The sequence below is a fragment of the Sphingorhabdus sp. 109 genome (assembly GCF_902506555.1).
Taxonomy (GTDB): Bacteria; Pseudomonadota; Alphaproteobacteria; order Sphingomonadales; family Sphingomonadaceae; genus Parasphingorhabdus.
In genome coordinates this window covers 1630837-1647261 of record NZ_LR732707.1, presented here as the reverse complement: position 1 = coordinate 1647261, position 16425 = coordinate 1630837, and the positions used below count along the sequence as shown (strand labels likewise).

Here is a 16425-nt window from a genome sequence, read left to right as displayed (position 1 = left end):
TCATGAACCAGATTTCTCATAGGGACAGTTTCCGGCAGCCGGTTTTCGGCGCGGACATGCGGCGGCAGTTTGACGCCTGTTATCCCGAACAGGCACAGCTTTTCGACCATGACTTGCGTTCGCACGCATTGCTGACGCTGGAGGCGCTGGCGCAGCTCGGCGAGGCGCTGCCACAAGCGAGCGTCGAGTATAATCCGGGCGATCTGCCGGTCGGAATCAGGCCGGAGGATGTGCCGGATAATGGTATGGCGATTGGCGACACGATCCGGATGATCGACCAGTCGGCAAGCTGGGCGGTGCTCAAGAATATCGAGCAGGTGCCGGAATATGAAGCGTTGCTGCTTTCACTGCTCGCCGAAATCAGGCCGATACTGGAGGATAAGACCGGCCAGATGCTGAAGCCGCAGGGATTCGTCTTCGTGTCCTCGCCTGGCGCGGTGACGCCCTATCATTTCGACCCGGAGCATAATATCCTGCTGCAGCTGCGCGGCGAGAAGTGGATGACCACCTTCCCCGCCGGCGACGCCCGCTTTGCCGCCGACGAAATCCACGAGGGCTATCACACCGGCGGCCACCGCAATCTGGTCTGGCAGGATGATTTCGCAGCCGAAGGCACGCGGCACCATCTGACACCGGGCAAGGCGATTTTCGTTCCGGTCATGGCACCGCATCATGTGCAGAACGGACCGGAACCGAGTATATCGCTGTCGATCACTTGGCGCTCCGACTGGAGTTTTGAAGAAGCGGACGCGCGGGCGTTTAACGGCTGGCTGCGCAAGCGGGGCGTGACGCCCAAGGCACCGGGTCGCTTTCCGGCGCGGAGCAGGGCGAAGGCGTTGGCCTGGCGGGTGCTCAGGAAGATATCGGGTCAGCGCCAATAAGGGCTGCTTTCGCCTTCTGGTCATCAGAGGAGAGGGCAAGGTGGTTCGGTGCTGCTTGTCACTATCGCGAATGGTGATCACACCGTATCGCGAACCTCCCCCCTTGACATTCCCCCTGTCACCGTCACTCTCCTCCCAAAAACAGGGAGAGAGAATATGGCCACCAATGTCGCCGCAGCCGCACCGATTAGCATGGACGCCTTTATCGAGAAGCAGGCGCGTACCGATGCGGTGGTGAATATTTTACTGGCCGGCGGGATCAATTACTGGCTGACCCGCGATCTGGCCTTTGTTCCGGCGACGTTGGCCCTTGGCGATTCAGCGCCCAATCTGGGTGGAACGCTGGTGGCCATTGCCGTGCTGATGAGCCTGATGCTGACGTTGATCGTCTACGCGATCACCGTGTCGCAGCGCAAATCGGGCAAAGTCGCGCCCGGGCTGGCAGCTGACTCCCGGGCCGGTTTTGCGCCCTTTGTTCTGGCATTAAAACATCTGGCGATGACGCTGATCCCGGCGTTTCTGATCGTGATGGTCTTGCAGGGTGCGGGGCCGGAACTGCGGTTCACGCCGATGGCTTTTACCGCAGTCGTGACGATTGTCGCAGCAGTGCTGGCCTATCTCATGTCGAAAAGCACGACGCGTGCGGCGCTGAAGCTATGATCATCATCATCGCCAGCATCTCCACCGCCTCTGCTGCCAGTCCGGACGAGATCATCGCGATATGCACCGAGCACAGTGTCCGTTCCCGCGCAGAGCCGGGCTGCATATCGCACGGGATCCACGTCGATTGCGAAGACCCCTCGCGGCTGTTCTTCTACGAGGAATGGCAGGATGACGCTGCTGTTGCCGTGCATTTCGCTGTTGCCGAATCAAGGGAATTCGTCAAGCGCCTGACCGCACTGGTGGGCGAACGGCCCAAGATACGGATATATCGGGCCGACCCGGCTTCAATGGCGGGCCTGAGCTAAAAAGATCTGTCAGCGCCGAGCTTGTCGAAGCACGCCCGATGACGACCGGCGTGGTTCGACAAGCATACCAGCAGCGGCAGGTCGCGATATGCCTTCCCGCGACCTCTAGAACCGCTTGCGGAAATCAATCTCGACATAGCGTCCGACCGGATCGAGATAGCCTTGCTGATAGCTTAGCGGGATCAGGCCGCTGTCATCACGGACAGTCTGGATATCATCGAAAATATTGTCGACCTTGAAGGCGATACGACTGCCCTTCAGAAACGGGATTTTCTCCGTCAGATTGCCGCGGTCGTCAAGGTTGATGAACATCCGCAGATTGAGTGTGGTCAGGTCAGAGAAGCGCAGATTTGATCCGGTCAGACCGCCGTCGACGCGGGTCGCAGTCTGGTGCTCGCCGCTGAGGCGGAAGCCTATGCCGTTGTTGAACCAGCCGCCGTTGATCTCGAACTTGTGCCGCGGGCTGCCGCCGGTTGACCCGGTAGCGGAACCGTTCAGCAAGTCGAGTTCCTCGACCCCGTCGCGGATCTTGATCCTGTCTTCCAGTCGAATGGTGTGAAAGGCCGAAAGCTGCCAGCGTCCGCCGCTCGGACGGCCGCCTGCGCCGGGGCCGGCGGGCGGCGCTGCCGGCCGTGCTTCGGCATTGCCTTCGGGCGTTCCGCCCTCGGTCGGCCGGTCACCCGGAGGCCCCCCGTCGGGTGCCCCGCCGCCTGCCGGACGGGCTGCCCGGTCCGGTCGGCCCTGTCCGCCGCCGCGCCGCTCGCCGAAGCGTTTGGAAAAATCGATGCCATAGCGGATATGCTCGCTGTAGACATTGGCATAGGTCACCGGCCGCTGGTCGATCGCGATCAGGCGACCGCTGGCATCTCGGGTCACGCGGTCGGGAAAGGCCGCTTCGATTTCCGGTGTCAGCAGCGGGAAGCTGGAGGCGACATTATCGCTGTTGTTGCGGAAATATTCGCCGAGGAAGGTGAACCCGTCCAGCCATTCCGGACGATAGTTGACGGCGAGCTTGATATCCCGCTGCTTTTCCGCCGGCAGCGCCAGATTGCCGCCGGTGGTGATCGAAGCCAGCACGGTTTCATTGTTGGTGAAGTCGTATACGCTGACATTCGGGGTGATGATCAGCGGATTGCCGAGCTGGGCAATGGTCGGTGCCGCGTCCTCGCCAATGGCCGAGGCGGAAAAGACCAGCCCGTCCAGCGGTTCCCAGTTCAGGCCGAAGCCGAATTCCACGAGACCCCCGAAATCGGACAGTTCGGAATAGCCAATATTGCCGTTGACCGACCATTTGCCGATTGCTTCCACGACATCGATATTTTCGTCCGCCAGCGGGATGTCGATATTGATCCCTGCGGTGAATTCGTCGCGGCTGAGATCGGTGGTGGTCAGAACCCCGCTGCTTGTTTCCCGGCTGTCCAGGTCTTCGCGGTTATAGCCGGCACGCAACGTGGTGGTGACAGCACCGGACGGGAGGACCAGCAAGGTGCCCGACAGGGTGGCGAGATTGTCGATCGTCTGGTCGACAACCCTGGCCCGGTCGGTAACCGGGGCACCGAGCAGGCTGCCGAAGCTGACCGCCAGCGGATCAACCGTCCCGGCATCGATCGCCGCCTGCAGCGCGCTGGTGTCGCCGGACCGGTCAGTGTCGGTGTTGACTTGTGTGCGGGTGTAATCGCTCGTCAGCGACCAGCGCCAGTCACCGAGCAGGCCGTTCAGCGTCAGGCCGGCCTGCGCGGTATTGGTCTCCTGCACCTTTTGCAGCGGACCATATTCGGTGAAATAGCGGAACATCGAGTCACCGTCGACATCCAGCGTTCCGCCGGGCAGACCCTGCAGGCCGCGCGATTTTTCGTATACATAGCCGGCATTCAGTGACAGCGACATGCCATTGCCGAAATTCCGGCTGTAATTGGCGTTGAGTTCGACATTGTCCGAAGGCGCGACCAATGTGCGATAGTCACCGAGATTGACCAGTTCACCGGCCGTGTCCTGAATGATATTCCGTTCGCTCTCGGTTATTGCCGTGTTGTTCTGCCATTCCAGATTGACATTGATCCGGCTGTTCTCGCCGATCTTGGTGATCGTGGTTTCGATTTCTGACTGGCCCTGCGCACCCCGGGTCGGGACGCCATATTCCACCGAGGCGCTGACGCCGGTATAATTGTCCTTGAGCACGAAGTTGATCACCCGCTGGTCGGGGCGGTAGCCATATTGCAAGGCCAGTTCTTCGGGGAAGACCTGCACCGTGCGGATGGCCTCGGGCGGCAGATCGCGGATTTCGCGGAAGCTGGACGTACGCTGGCCGTTGATCAGCATGATCGGGCGGCCGGTGCTGCGGCCGCGGCTGGAGGTGGTCTGCGAGGAAATCGCGTCGAGCAGTTCTTCTACCGATGCGGCGCCATAGCTCGCGATATCCTCTTCGCTCAGTTCGACGACCGGCGGGATCTCGGTTACGACGGCGCCGCGCGGGCGCTCGGCGGTGACGACAATCTCGTCGTCGGCATATTCCGAATCTGTGTCGGAGATTTGCGCACTGGCGGGGTTGGGCAGCAACAGGCTGGCCAGAACAAGCGGCGATGCGGTGAGAAAGGATTTGGGGGAGGGGATCATTTTGTGGCTCTCGGCTCTTGCAGAAGGTGGAAAGAATATGTGCGAATTGCCATGAGGCTGCGGCTAATGGTATAATTTCTTTGTATTAAATTGTCGCAGTCGACGCATCACGATGCGACAATCAATATCCGGTTGCCCGATGCAGCTAATCCTTCCCTTTTTCTACTTTTGCCGTTATGGCGCACTGCAACACGCGGCTCTACCGCAACATCAGGGAATATAAAGCGCCATATGGCAAAAGAAGAACTGCTAGAAATGAAGGGAATGGTTCGCGAACTGCTCCCCAACGCCATGTTCCGGGTCGAACTGGAAAACGGCCACGAAATTTTGGGCCACACCGCCGGCAAGATGCGCAAGAATCGTATTCGTGTGCTGGTTGGCGACGAAGTGCTGGTCGAGCTCACTCCTTATGATCTGACCAAGGGGCGTATCACCTATCGTTTCAAATGATGAGCCACGGCTCGTCATCCCGGATCTGCTCCGGGATCCCGGCTTGTCTTGAAACTGCGCTTGCGATTTGACGCTCTGGATGCTGAACCGGGTTCGGCATGACGAAAGTGAACCTATGAAACTGGTCCTCGCCTCCTCCAGCCCCCGCCGTCTGGAATTGCTGGGTCGTCTGGGCGCCACGCCGGACCGGATCATCTCTCCCGATATTGACGAGACGCCGTGCAAGGGCGAGCTACCACGCGATTATGTCATGCGGATGGCGCAGGAAAAGGCTGCTGCCGTTGAACGGAGCGGGGATGAAATTCTGCTCGCCGGTGATACCACAGTCGCGGTGGGCCGCCGGATATTGGGCCAGGCCGCTCATGCGGCGGAACAGCGCAAATTTCTGGAACTGGTCAGCGGGCGACGGCATCATGTGATGTCGGCGGTCTGCGTGATCGCGGCCGACGGCACCGCGCGGACCAAATTGTCCGACAGCATTGTCAAGTTCAAGCGCTTCGAGGCGAGCGAGATCGAAGCCTATATCGCCAGTGGCGAAGGGCAGGGCAAGGCGGGCGGCTATGCGATACAGGGTACGGCGGAAGCCTTCGTCACCTGGATGTCGGGCAGCTATAGCGGCATCATGGGCCTGCCTTTGTACGAAACCCGCAATCTGCTGATCAGCGCGGGCTATCCTCTTGGCTGATTTCGCCCACGGCTGGCTTTACGAAGCCGGGATCGGTGAAAACCGGGCGTTGCGGCTCGACAATGGTGATCTGGCACAGATACGGGTCGAACGGGCAGGCACAAGCGCCAAGGCCGGCGCGGTGGTCGACGCAAAATTCTCACAGCAATGGGTTGCCGGAAAATCCGGGATTGTGACCTTGGCAGACGGGCAGGAAGCCTTGCTGCAGCCTCTGCCCAAAGGCCTGACCGAAGGGGCGACGGTTCGTGTCGAGATTATCCGGGCAGCGATGACAGAGCGCGGCGGGCAGACGAAGCGGGCCAAGGCGCGCCCGGCGGAACCGGACAGCCCTCTGGGTGATGGACCGGATCTGCTGGCCGAGATCAAAGCAACCGGAATTCCCGTCAAACAGGTTCATGCCCATGAAGAAGATGTCCTGGCCAGGCACGGCTGGCACGAAGCCATTGAGCAGGCCGAAAGCGGACGGATAGATTTCGAGGGCGGGAGCCTGCTGATCTCCCTGACCCCCGCCATGACCTTGATTGATGTCGACGGACCGCTGGCGCCATTGGAACTGGCAAAACGGGCGGCCAAGGAAATTGCACTCGCGCTGATACGCTGCGACATTGCCGGCAATATCGGGGTGGATTTCCCGACCCTGGAGGCAAAGGCTGATCGTGTTGCGGTCATGGCTGTTTTTGATGCTCATATGACCATGAAATGCGAGCGCACCGCGATAAACGGCTTCGGTTTTATGCAGGTCGTCAGCCGCAAGGTGCGACCGTCGGTGCCGGAGATCATGCAGGAAAACCGCGTGGTTAATGCGACGCTGAAATTGCTGCGCCAGGCCGAGCGTGATCGCGGAACCGGGGGGCTTCGACTGGCGGCGCATCCCGCCGTGGCGAACAAGCTGACGGCACCGCTGCTGGAAGAACTGGCGAAGCGGACAGGGCGTATGGTGTCGCTTGATCCACGCGGCGAAATTGCGATCGAGGGCGGTTCGATCGGCTGATTGCCGCCGAGCTTGCAATTGTCCGGTCCGTTCTGCAAAGCCGACCCATGACGGATATCATTCTCTACGACTATTGGCGCAGTTCGGCGAGCTACCGGGTGCGCATCGTGCTCAACCTGAAAGGCGTCGCCTATACCGCGACCAGCACCAGCCTGCTCGATGGTGAGCAGAAAGCGCCGGCCTATGTTGCACGCAATCCGCAGGGGCTGGTGCCGATGCTGAGCATCGACGGGCATGACCTGACCCAGTCGCTTGCGATCATCGACTATCTTGATGCGAAATATGACGACCCGCCGATGGTCTCCAGCGATCCCGCCGAACGGGCGACAACGCTGGCGCAGGCTCTGGTCATCGCCGCCGATATCCATCCGGTGAACAATCTCCGGATACTGAAATATCTCAAGAAGGAACTGGGGCAGGATCAGGAAGTGATCGACAACTGGTATCGCCACTGGATTGCCGAAGGTTTTGTCGCGCTGGAAACCATGGCGCCGGAAACCGGTCTGTTCGGTGGCGACAAACCCAATCTCGCCGACGTCTGCCTGGTACCGCAAATGTACAATGCCCGGCGGTTCGATCTGGACCTGCAGGATTTCCCCAAACTGGAGCGGATAGAGTCGGCGTGCAACCAGCTCGAGGCTTTTCGGAAAGCCGCTCCCGAAGCAGTGAAGCCAGCATAATGAAAAAATATATATCTGCGTTGCCGCTGCTGGCACCATTATGCTTGGCGAGTGTTCCTGCCTGGGGGCAGGAGGCAGATGGCGATGACGAAAACCAGGTCGTCATCGCCGATATGCGCCGGACCGAAATTGTCGTCACCGGTTTGCCGGTAACCCTCGGCGAGGGAGTCTACAGCACCATCGAAACTGACATTGATCCGTCCCGTACGGTAGAAAACAGTCTGCGCGATATACCCGGGCTGCAACAATTTCGCCGCTCCGACGCGCGTTCGGCCAATCCGACCAGCCAGGGTGTTACGCTGCGCGGGCTGGGCGGCAATGCTTCGTCCCGCGCCTTGCTGATCCTCGACGGCGTTCCACAGGCGGATCCCTTCGGCGGCTGGGTGGCCTGGCCCGGCTATGATGCTCTCGCGCTTGGCAGCGCCCGGATTACCCGCGGTGGCGGCAGCGTGACCGACGGACAGGGCGCGATTTCCGGCACGATAGAATTGTTCAGCGACACGGTCGGGGACCGGATCGAACTGGGCGCGGCCTACGGCAGCCGCAACAGCGTCGATGCGGATCTGCTGTTCGGGCGCGAACTGGGGCAGGGGCAGTTGACGATCTCTGCCAATTATGCGCGTGGCGACGGTTTCATCCCGATCATCGAAAGCCAGCGCGGTTCGGTGGATCGCCCGGCGGAATATGAGCAGGCCGGTCTTGCTGTCCGCTTTGTCGCGTCTCTGTCCGACAATGTCGAACTGCAGACCAATGTCCGCGCCTTCACCGACGACCGGGAACGCGGTTTTGCCTTCAGCGAAAATCATAATGACGGCGCCGACGCCAGCATCCGGCTGATCGACCGCAATTCCGACTGGCAATGGTCGGCGCTTGCCTATGTCCAGATCCGCAATTTCGATGTCAGCTTTGGCGGCGTTGCGGATGATCGCAATTCGGTCAGTCGCGTATTTGAACAGTTCAGTGTGCCCTCGACCGGACTGGGTGCGCGCTTCGAAGTGCGGTCGCCCGTGGGTGACAATGTCGAGCTGCGCATCGGTGGCGACTGGCGGCGGACCGAGGGAACCACCAAAGAGAATTTCTTCTTCGCCAACAATGATACACCGCGCCGCAGCCGCACGGCCGGGGGTAGCACAGCCACCTATGGCGCTTTCGTCGAAGCCAGCCTGCAGGCTGGCGAAGCACTGCTTCTGACCGGTGGCGGCCGGGTCGACTTCTGGTCGATCGATGACGGTTTCCGCAAAGAGATTGAGCTGATTGATCCCTTTCCTGGCGCGGTGCGGACGGACGAGCAGTTCGCCAATCGCAGCGACACCGAGTTCACCGGTCGTGGCGGCTTTGCCTATGACATAAATGACCAGCTCACGTTCCGCGGTGCTGCCTATCTCGGCTGGCGGCTACCGACCCTGAACGAACTGTTCCGCCCGTTCCGCGTCGGGTCCGATGCGACCGCCGCCAACGAGCTGCTCGAACCGGAGCGGATGAAGGGTGCCGAGATCGGAATGGACTGGACGAGCGGTATTGCCAAACTGGGGATTACGGCTTTCTACAACCAGCTGGACAATGCCGTTGCCAATATCACGCTGGCCAATGGACCGGGTGTTTTTCCCGGTGTCGGCTTCGTGGCGGCAGACGGAACGTACAGCCAGCGCCAGAATCTGGATGCGATCACATCAAGGGGCGTGGAGATTGATGTCGCGTTTGATCTTGGCGATCTGGTTGAGGGCCTGGCCGTCCGCGCTGCCTATTCCTTTGTCGACGCAGAGGTGGACGGTTCCGGCGATGCGGCTGCGGTCGACGGTTTCCGCCCGGCCCAGGTGCCCCGGCACAATGTCACAGGCTCCATAGTCTGGGAAAATGAAGCCGGCACCGGTATCAGTCTTTCGGCCCGCTATGTCGGCCAGCAATTTGAGGATGATGTCAATATTCTCAGTCTTGCTGATGCCTTGACCATCGACGGACGGATGGCGCTGGCCGTGACTGATCGCCTGCTGGTCGAAACCAGGATTGAAAATCTTCTCGATGCCCGGGTAGAGGCTGCTGTCAGTAGCAATGGAATAATCGAACGCGCGTTCCCTCGGACATTTTGGGTTGGACTTCGCGCCAGAATTGAATAAATATTATTTATGACCTTCAAGCTTGATGACTATTTGCCCTACCAGCTCTCGACGACGTCCAACGCCGTCAGTGACGTCATCGCTGGCGAGTATAAGAGCCTTTTTGGCCTCAAGATTCCGGAATGGCGGGTGATGTCGGTCTTGGGGACACGCGGTGCCTCGACCCAGCGGCATCTGGTCGAAGCGACCTTGATGGACAAGGTGACCGTCAACCGTGCGGTAAAGAATCTGGTCGACCGGGCCTTGCTCGATCGCAGCCCGAACACGGCGGATGGCCGTTCGCATCATCTGCTGCTGAGCAGCACCGGCCGCGATCTATATGGCAAGATTCTGCCGGCCGCCCAGGCAATGGACCGGAAAATCATGTCTGTTCTGAGCGTCGAGGAAAAAGCCGAGCTGTCGGCGATGCTGGCCAGGATCAAGAAATCGGCGGACACGATCGCGGCGGAATGAAAAGAGCGGCAGTTGCCCGCCGCTCTTCTGGTTTTCAGCTGGTTTTCAGCGCTACAGCATCGCATCGGAGATCGAGCAGGCCGCGGGGCCGAGGATCACGATGAACAATGTCGGCAGAATGAACATGATCAGCGGTATCGTCATGATGGCTGGCAGACGGGCCGCCTTTTCTTCGGCGCGCATCATCCGGTCGTTACGGAATTCCGCTGACAGGACCCGCAGCGATGACGCGAGCGGTGTACCATATTTTTCGGTCTGGATCATGGTTGTTACCACGCCCTTGATATGGTCCAGATTGACGCGATAGGCGAGATTTTCAAAAGCCTGCCGCCGCTCGGTCAGAAAGCCCAGCTCGATCGAGGTCAGCGAAAATTCGTCGGCGAGCTCCGGATAGGCGCTGCCGAGTTCCTTTGAAACCCGGGCAAAGGCGGAGTCGACGGTGAGACCGGCTTCCGCACAGATGACGAGCAGATCAATAGCGTCCGGCAGGCCCTTGCGGATCAGATCGGTGCGCTTGGCGATCAGGTTGTTTACGTAAATATCAGCCCCTTTATAACCGGCGATCGCTGCACCGGCGAAGACGCCGAAACGCTTGAGATCGGACCAGTCGGACAAATAGTTAAACCCGTAAATGGCCAGCGCCGCGCCACCGCCCAATATGATCGGCAGCACGAGACGGCTGAAAATGATGACAAAAGCCATGTCCTTGGAGCGGATGCCGGCCTGTGCCAGCTTCTGCTGCGCTTCCTTGACCTGGGTGTCCTGCAAGACCTGCATCGACGCGAGCATGTTGCGCATGCGATCGGTGGTGTCATTTTGCTGGACCAGCTTTGCCCGCTTCTTGGTGGTTGAGGCGGTGATGCCTGCTTTCAGCTGTTCGCGGCGCTCATTGAGGGCCTTGACCCTTTTCGCCATGGGGTCGCGGACCGTCACGGCGGCGTAGATTGCGAAAAATACAGCCGCTGTGGCAACGGCTGCCAGAATGGTCGCCACCCAGAGCACGTCTATGCCGAATAATGTTGGTCCGCCGCCGCTTGTCATTTGCCTTGCACCTTCATCCTAAATTTCGAAATTGACCATCTTGGCCATGATGAACACGCCAATGCCCATCCAGCAGAGGCCACCCAGGCCTGCGATGATCAGACGTTCTTCATAGAAAAAGCCGGCCAGATATGTCGGGTTCACGGTGTAAACCAGCCCGAAGACAATGAACGGCAGCGATCCGACGATATAGGCGGAAGCCTTGGATTCCGACGACATTGCCTTGATCTTCAGTTTCATCTGTCCGCGTTTGCGCAGAACATCGGCAAGATTGAACAATGTTTCCGCCAGGTTGCCGCCGGTTTCCCTCTGGATCGCCAGCGTGATGCAGAAGAACTGGAATTCCGGTGTTTCCATACGCTTCGCGCTTTCCTGCAGCGCATCCTCCATCGTCTGGCCGATCTTGATCCGATCAACCACTTTCTGGAATTCCTCGCCGACAGGGCCGTCGATTTCCTTGGCGACCACGCCAATGGTTTCCGTCACCGGAAGGCCCGAGCGAAGGCCACGAACGAGCAGTTCGATTGCATCGGGGAACGAGGCGGTAAATCTGGATACCCGCCGGTTGATCAGGAAGCCGACGACAAAATGCGGGATCCCGGCGCCGACCAGAAGGCCGACGAACAGGCATAGCAGAAGCGGTGCGCCCTTGAGCAGAAGCAGGCCGGATACGACCACGAACAGACCGCCAGCGGCGTAGAAAAAATAGGACAGCGGCCATTGTTTGCCGGTTTTTTCCAGCCGGATGGCCAGCCTTTCCAGCTTGGTCATATTCTCGCCCCGGGGACGCATGGTCTTGCGCCGCGCCGAGAGCGCTTTTTTCATTTGCGCTTCCACCCGGACATTGTCGCTATCCGAATGGCGATATTTGACTTTATCAAGTCGTCGCGCCGAGGCCTTGGATTGTGATGGGCCGGCATAGGCAAAGATGAGCAGCAGCAGAACCGCCATAACACCGGTACCCAATATCGCAATTTGCATTATACCCATTGTCTAATCCCTATAAAGCCGAAGAAAATCTGCCGCCTGGTTCAGGCTTCAGGAGTTTCTTCCTTGGCTTTTTTTGACGGCAGAAGTGATTTGAAATCGCCAAATTTATTCATGAACGATTTTTTGCTGCCTGCCTCTTCCGGGTCTTCACCACCGCTTACGGAGCCGAGAACCAGACTGGTCAGTTCGACGATTTTTGCCGAGGCCTTGCTCGCTTTGCCGGCCTCGACCATGGCCTGGCCCAGTTTGGCCGCCTGCGCAGCGGTCTTGGCATCATGCGGTATCATGATATCGATCTTGCGCTCGATGGAGCTTTCGAAGTCCTGCCGGCTGATTTCGAGATTGGCCGTCTGTACCTTGTTGGCCACGACATAGACCTTGCTCTGCGCGGCGTGGGACTTCAGCCAGGACAGCAAGCGAATGCAGTCGCGCGCCGAAGCGAGCGTCAGTTCCGTGACGATCACGGTAGCATTTACATCACCGAGAAGATGAGGATAGTTGATCAGCATGTCGCGCGGCAGGTCAATCACCGTGCAGTCGAACGCGGCGCGGAATTCTTCCTGTAGCTGGAAGAAGGCGGTGCCGTCGGTCAGGATCGGTGAATTGATCGGTGCCTCTGCGGATAGCAGCGACAGTTTCTCATTGGCCTTGATCATCGCCCGTTCGATGAACAGGCCATCGATCCGGCTCGGATTGTCGATCGCATCGGTCAGGCCGCGGCCGGGCTCCAGGTCCAGCGACAGCGCGCCGGTGCCGAAATGAACATCCAGATCGAGCAATGCGGTCAGCCGCTCCCGGTCATGGCTGAGCAGCCAGGCCAGCGACGTGGCGATGGTCGACGCGCCGACGCCGCCACGGGTACCGATGACGGCGGTTGAAATATGCGGCTTTTCTGCCTGCTGATCGTCAACCTTCGGCGCGTTGAGGACCGCTTGGGCCTGGGCCAATACGTCACGCAGCTGATCCGGGCTGAACGGTTTCAAAAGATAGTCCTGCAGACCGCTGACGATCAGGTCGCGATAGAGACGCACGTCGTTGACCTGGCCCATGGCTACCACCACGGTGCCGGGTTCGCAGACCTCGGCCAGCGAATTGATATCGTTCAGCGGATCGCCGGATTCCGACAGATCCACCAGCAGGATATTGGGGCTGGCGGAAACAGAGAGTGTCTGGATCGCATTGCGCAGACCACCCTTGCTGCATTTGTCGATCGGCCAGCCCATTTCTTCGGCCACCGGCCGGAGTATTTCGAGCGTGTCATCATCGCAGACAAAAGCGGCAAATGGTTCACGGCCGTTGACCGAGCCAGGTTTCCAGGGAGCGTTCATTATTGTCCTCCAACATTCTTGTCACGATAGGCCCGGATGGCCTTCGAAGCCCGCGACTGATCCTCGCCATCGGCCGTCTGGCCGCGGACCAGATCTTCCGGATTGGCAATCATCGCAGAAAGCGTGCTGTTTGTTCCGCAACCGTAATTTTCGCTGGTCCGCACCTGAAAATCGGTGTGGCTGCGATAGCTGAAATCGGGGCATCCCGGCACTGAGGCCTTGGTGCGCGTCACAACGACCCGCATCAGGCCGGCAGGAACATGGCCTTCGGTAACCGGTGCGTTCTCGCTGATGAGCAAGCCGTAGCCCGCGACGATATTCTCGACCGCCGCCTTGGCGACCGGGCTGGCCGCATAGCCCGGGTCGTCGATCGACACCCGGTCACCATAGCCCAGTTCGAGCGCGTCGAACCAGCCGGACAGACGGTTTTGCTCCGCCGAAGACAGGCCGCCACTCCCGGCATTCAGGTCCAGTACGAAATTCGCTTTGGAAACCACCGGCTGGCGTTCGCTGTAGACGCTCCGGTTCGCGGTGGTGCTGCCGCAAGCGGTAACCGAGAGCCCGAGAGCGGTGATGAGTGCCATTGAAACGATGCGCATGATCTGTTCTCCTGATCGGGCTTATTTATCGAAACTGAAACCGGGAGCGCTGCTGCCCGAATTCCCGGATTTTTTGGCTGACTGGACCGGAGCCGGAGTCTGCAGACTGCCAAAGCTCTGGCTGTCCGGCGTGGCTGGAGCCACAGTCGGCTTTGGACGCTCGCCGCCGGTGCCGGAATGGTTGCGGTTCATCAGGAACCGTTCCGCATCATTGGCAGCCTTGAAGCCGTCGGTCGGCAAAACGATCTCGTTGTCACTCACCGGCTTGACCAGATAAGGGGTGACCACAATCATCAGCTCTGTTTCGTTGCGGCTATAGCCATCCGACTTGAACAACGCGCCGAGAATGGGAACATCGGCCAGACCAGGGGTTTTTGCGATTGCCGAGTTGTAGCTGTTCTGCATAAGGCCGGCGATCATGAAGCTTTCGCCCGATCCCAGTTCGACCGTGGTTTCTGCCCGCCGGGTCGAAACCGCCGGAATGCTGAAACCATTGATGATCACGGCACCATTGGTGGTGATTTCCGATACTTCCGGTGCCACGCGGATCGAGATCCGGCCGTTGGAAAGCACGGTCGGCGTATAGGACAGGCTGACACCGTAATTCTTATACTGGACGGAAACCTCGCCCAGACCGGTTGAAATCGGGATGGGAAACTCGCCGCCCGCCAGGAATGTCGCCGTCTCGCCCGATATGGCGGTCAGATTCGGCGACGCCAGAGTGCTGACCAGGCCAACACGTTCGGACACGTCCAGAGCGGTCGCGATGTCAATGCCGAACAGGCGGCCTGCGGCCTGTATGGTGTTGAGCTCTGAACCGGTATTATAGTTGAAAGCGGTTCCACCGGCCGTCACGAACTGGCCGGTCGCCGTGTTGAACGGCAGCGAGACAGAACCCGCGGGCAAGCCAAACAGGCTGGATGCGTCCAGGCTCGGGAAGGATGAGGTGTCGAAATCCGTGATTGAACCGAAGTCGCGCCCACGGGATACACCGAACTGGAAGCCGCCAGTGGTGTCACGGGTCAGCAGATTGCCGTTGATTTCCTTGGCCAGCGAACGACTGACTTCGGCAAAGCGGACTTTCAGGTTGACCTGCATCGGTGTCGCTGTTTTCAGGCGGCTGACCACCCGGGTGGTATCGCCGACAAAGGCCTGAACCAGATTCTCTGCTTCTTCCGCATCATCCGGATCGGCGATAGTGCCGGTGAGCAGCACGAAATTGTTGGTCGTGCTGACCGCGATATTGGCATCCGGCATGGCCAGATTCAGCATCTGGTCGATTGAGGATATTTCCGCGCCGACGGACACTTCAGCCGAATAGATAACCTTTCCGGACGCGCTGGTTGCGTAAAAGCTCGTCTGGCCGCCTTTTTTGCCGAAAATATAGATCTGGCGCGGCGAGCGAACCTGAACGTCGGCAATCGCATTTTCCGCAATGAAAATATCTTCGATCGAAGCGGGCAGGGTGATCAGCTTGCCACGGCCGACCGATAAGGTGATCCGGGAACTCGGCTGGGATACATTGACCGACTGGGCGTTAAGTGCAGTGGTGCTGTTGGCAACCAGGGCCATGGCGAGGGCGGCAACAACGGTCATGCCGATTGCCTTTTTCGCCGGGCGTCCAGGCTGTGCAGATACTACGGCCATTATTTGTCTCCAAATTCGATATCATTGACCGTGTTGCCGCGTGCTACGCGGACTACCGGACCTTTGGGTTTTTCCTTCTCGGCCAGTGGTGGTGGCGAGCGCGTTTCAAAGCGCGACACGTCTCCGCCGGTCGAGAAGCTGGATTTCGTGCTGGTTGGACGCGCAGCCAGCGAGCGGATCATGTCGGCCTCGGCAACCGGATCATCGGTTTTGGGCAGCTTGATCGCACCGGAAGCAATGGCTTCCTCGAGTTCGGCGGCGCTGTCGGCAAGCGAACGCAGCGACAGGCTCAACGTTCCGAGAGTCTGGGCGACCGAAATCTGCTCGGCAATTTTCGGCGTGGCCTCGAGCGTGACGAGCTTGGCCTTTTTGGCGACCTGCTGTCCGGCTTCATTCGTGGTTGCGGTTACGCGGTTGTCGGTGGCCAATACGCGCAGATTGCGGATCACGGTTTCGGAAACCTTCAGCTCGGGGCCTTCTCCCTGGACCGACTGGGTCAGCATCAGGTCGACCCGGTCGCCCGGAAATACAAAGCCTGCAACGCCGGTCAGTCCCGATACCGGAATAGTGACGGCGCGCATGCCGGGGCCGAGGGCTGCAGCAAGGAAGCCGCGATCACCCGGTGCCACCAGTGCGCCTTTGGTAAGCGGCTGGCCGGCGGTAACCGGATTGCGGACAACCGTGCCGGCGAGCGTCTCTACGTCCGTGCCTTCCTTCATGAAATAGGCTTCCTCGACCAGATCCTTCGGCCATGGCTGGAAACGGAAACTGTCGGGCGTGATGATTGTGCCAACCGGCAGGGCGCGGGTTGCGACGAGAATTTCCTCGCCAAGAACTTCGGCCTTCTTCGCAGCCACTTGCGGCGCGGAGGCACCATCAAACATATTCTTCGCGAGCAATGCCGTGACCGCAGCTACGATCAGTGCGCCAACCAGCAAAATGATTTTCTTCTTGTCCATGACGTCTAACGCCTCCTGAATGCCCC

General features: G+C 59.5%; 16 protein-coding genes. 9 read left to right on the top strand and 7 right to left on the bottom strand.

Annotated elements, in window-relative coordinates:
• Positions 1-2: 2 nt before the first annotated feature.
• From BOSE62_RS07830 to BOSE62_RS07820, 3 genes are all read left to right on the top strand, one after another.
• Positions 3-881 (top strand): transcriptional regulator, encoded by an 879-nt coding sequence (locus BOSE62_RS07830; protein ID WP_159643952.1) that lies wholly within the window; start codon positions 3-5, stop codon positions 879-881.
• A 156-nt stretch (positions 882-1037) separates the two neighbouring features.
• Positions 1038-1541, top strand: a complete 504-nt coding sequence (locus tag BOSE62_RS07825; protein WP_159643950.1) for a hypothetical protein — start codon at positions 1038-1040, stop codon at positions 1539-1541.
• Complete coding sequence (locus BOSE62_RS07820; protein WP_159643948.1) at positions 1538-1849, top strand: putative quinol monooxygenase; 312 nt, start codon at positions 1538-1540, stop codon at positions 1847-1849. The genes BOSE62_RS07825 and BOSE62_RS07820 overlap by 4 nt, the downstream gene beginning before the upstream one ends.
• A gap of 105 nt (positions 1850-1954) precedes the next feature.
• On the opposite strand, the gene BOSE62_RS07815 is transcribed toward BOSE62_RS07820, so the two are convergent.
• Positions 1955-4462 carry a TonB-dependent receptor plug domain-containing protein gene (locus BOSE62_RS07815; RefSeq protein WP_159643946.1) on the bottom strand — a complete coding sequence of 836 codons (2508 nt, stop codon included), beginning with the start codon at positions 4460-4462 and terminating at the stop codon, positions 1955-1957.
• Positions 4463-4693: 231 nt separating this feature from the next.
• On the opposite strand from BOSE62_RS07815, the gene infA reads away from it, so the two are divergent.
• The 6 genes from infA (at position 4694) to BOSE62_RS07785 (ending at position 9835) form a co-directional block, all read left to right on the top strand.
• Complete coding sequence (gene infA, locus BOSE62_RS07810) at positions 4694-4912, top strand: translation initiation factor IF-1 (RefSeq protein ID WP_066742521.1); 219 nt, start codon at positions 4694-4696, stop codon at positions 4910-4912.
• 115 nt (positions 4913-5027) lie between these two features.
• A complete protein-coding gene (locus BOSE62_RS07805) occupies positions 5028-5597 on the top strand; it encodes a Maf family protein (RefSeq protein WP_159643944.1) in 570 nt (189 codons plus the stop codon).
• Entirely contained in the window at positions 5590-6588 is a 999-nt protein-coding gene (locus tag BOSE62_RS07800) for a ribonuclease E/G (RefSeq protein ID WP_159643942.1), read from the top strand. Before BOSE62_RS07805 ends, BOSE62_RS07800 begins: the two co-directional genes overlap by 8 nt.
• Positions 6589-6635: 47 nt before the next feature.
• Positions 6636-7268, top strand: coding sequence for a maleylacetoacetate isomerase (maiA, locus tag BOSE62_RS07795; RefSeq protein WP_159643940.1), 633 nt, complete (start codon positions 6636-6638; stop codon positions 7266-7268).
• On the top strand, positions 7268-9382 hold the full coding sequence (locus tag BOSE62_RS07790) for a TonB-dependent receptor (RefSeq protein WP_159643938.1): 2115 nt from the start codon (positions 7268-7270) through the stop codon (positions 9380-9382). The genes maiA and BOSE62_RS07790 overlap by 1 nt, the downstream gene beginning before the upstream one ends.
• Before the next feature lie 9 nt (positions 9383-9391).
• A complete protein-coding gene (locus BOSE62_RS07785; protein WP_159643936.1) occupies positions 9392-9835 on the top strand; it encodes a MarR family winged helix-turn-helix transcriptional regulator in 444 nt (147 codons plus the stop codon).
• A 51-nt stretch (positions 9836-9886) separates the two neighbouring features.
• On the opposite strand, the gene BOSE62_RS07780 is transcribed toward BOSE62_RS07785, so the two are convergent.
• The 6 genes from BOSE62_RS07780 to cpaB are packed head-to-tail and all read right to left on the bottom strand — an operon-like array spanning position 9887 to position 16399.
• Positions 9887-10876: a type II secretion system F family protein gene (locus BOSE62_RS07780; RefSeq protein WP_159643934.1), complete on the bottom strand. Its 990-nt coding sequence runs from the start codon at positions 10874-10876 to the stop codon at positions 9887-9889.
• A gap of 18 nt (positions 10877-10894) precedes the next feature.
• On the bottom strand, positions 10895-11866 hold the full coding sequence (locus BOSE62_RS07775) for a type II secretion system F family protein (protein ID WP_159643932.1): 972 nt from the start codon (positions 11864-11866) through the stop codon (positions 10895-10897).
• A gap of 41 nt (positions 11867-11907) precedes the next feature.
• Positions 11908-13194: an AAA family ATPase gene (locus BOSE62_RS07770; protein ID WP_159643930.1), complete on the bottom strand. Its 1287-nt coding sequence runs from the start codon at positions 13192-13194 to the stop codon at positions 11908-11910.
• Positions 13194-13793: a CpaD family pilus assembly protein gene (locus BOSE62_RS07765; protein ID WP_159643928.1), complete on the bottom strand. Its 600-nt coding sequence runs from the start codon at positions 13791-13793 to the stop codon at positions 13194-13196. Before BOSE62_RS07765 ends, BOSE62_RS07770 begins: the two co-directional genes overlap by 1 nt.
• A gap of 21 nt (positions 13794-13814) precedes the next feature.
• Positions 13815-15440, bottom strand: coding sequence for a type II and III secretion system protein family protein (locus tag BOSE62_RS07760; protein ID WP_236553904.1), 1626 nt, complete (start codon positions 15438-15440; stop codon positions 13815-13817).
• Positions 15440-16399: a Flp pilus assembly protein CpaB gene (cpaB, locus tag BOSE62_RS07755; protein ID WP_159643926.1), complete on the bottom strand. Its 960-nt coding sequence runs from the start codon at positions 16397-16399 to the stop codon at positions 15440-15442. Before cpaB ends, BOSE62_RS07760 begins: the two co-directional genes overlap by 1 nt.
• Positions 16400-16425: the final 26 nt, after the last annotated feature.

Bases quoted from the DNA above. Each gene is read 5' to 3' on its own strand.
- BOSE62_RS07765 (WP_159643928.1), bottom strand. From the start codon at position 13,793: ATGCGCATCGTTTCAATGGCACTCATCACCGCTCTCGGGCTCTCGGTT.
- infA (WP_066742521.1), top strand. From the start codon at position 4,694: ATGGCAAAAGAAGAACTGCTAGAAATGAAGGGAATGGTTCGCGAACTG.
- BOSE62_RS07825 (WP_159643950.1), top strand. From the start codon at position 1,038: ATGGCCACCAATGTCGCCGCAGCCGCACCGATTAGCATGGACGCCTTT.
- BOSE62_RS07785 (WP_159643936.1), top strand. From the start codon at position 9,392: ATGACCTTCAAGCTTGATGACTATTTGCCCTACCAGCTCTCGACGACG.
- BOSE62_RS07790 (WP_159643938.1), top strand. From the start codon at position 7,268: ATGAAAAAATATATATCTGCGTTGCCGCTGCTGGCACCATTATGCTTG.
- BOSE62_RS07775 (WP_159643932.1), bottom strand. From the start codon at position 11,866: ATGGGTATAATGCAAATTGCGATATTGGGTACCGGTGTTATGGCGGTT.
- maiA (WP_159643940.1), top strand. From the start codon at position 6,636: ATGACGGATATCATTCTCTACGACTATTGGCGCAGTTCGGCGAGCTAC.
- BOSE62_RS07830 (WP_159643952.1), top strand. From the start codon at position 3: ATGAACCAGATTTCTCATAGGGACAGTTTCCGGCAGCCGGTTTTCGGC.
- BOSE62_RS07805 (WP_159643944.1), top strand. From the start codon at position 5,028: ATGAAACTGGTCCTCGCCTCCTCCAGCCCCCGCCGTCTGGAATTGCTG.
- BOSE62_RS07770 (WP_159643930.1), bottom strand. From the start codon at position 13,194: ATGAACGCTCCCTGGAAACCTGGCTCGGTCAACGGCCGTGAACCATTT.
- BOSE62_RS07780 (WP_159643934.1), bottom strand. From the start codon at position 10,876: ATGACAAGCGGCGGCGGACCAACATTATTCGGCATAGACGTGCTCTGG.
- cpaB (WP_159643926.1), bottom strand. From the start codon at position 16,399: ATGGACAAGAAGAAAATCATTTTGCTGGTTGGCGCACTGATCGTAGCT.
- BOSE62_RS07760 (WP_236553904.1), bottom strand. From the start codon at position 15,440: ATGGCCGTAGTATCTGCACAGCCTGGACGCCCGGCGAAAAAGGCAATC.
- BOSE62_RS07815 (WP_159643946.1), bottom strand. From the start codon at position 4,462: ATGATCCCCTCCCCCAAATCCTTTCTCACCGCATCGCCGCTTGTTCTG.
- BOSE62_RS07820 (WP_159643948.1), top strand. From the start codon at position 1,538: ATGATCATCATCATCGCCAGCATCTCCACCGCCTCTGCTGCCAGTCCG.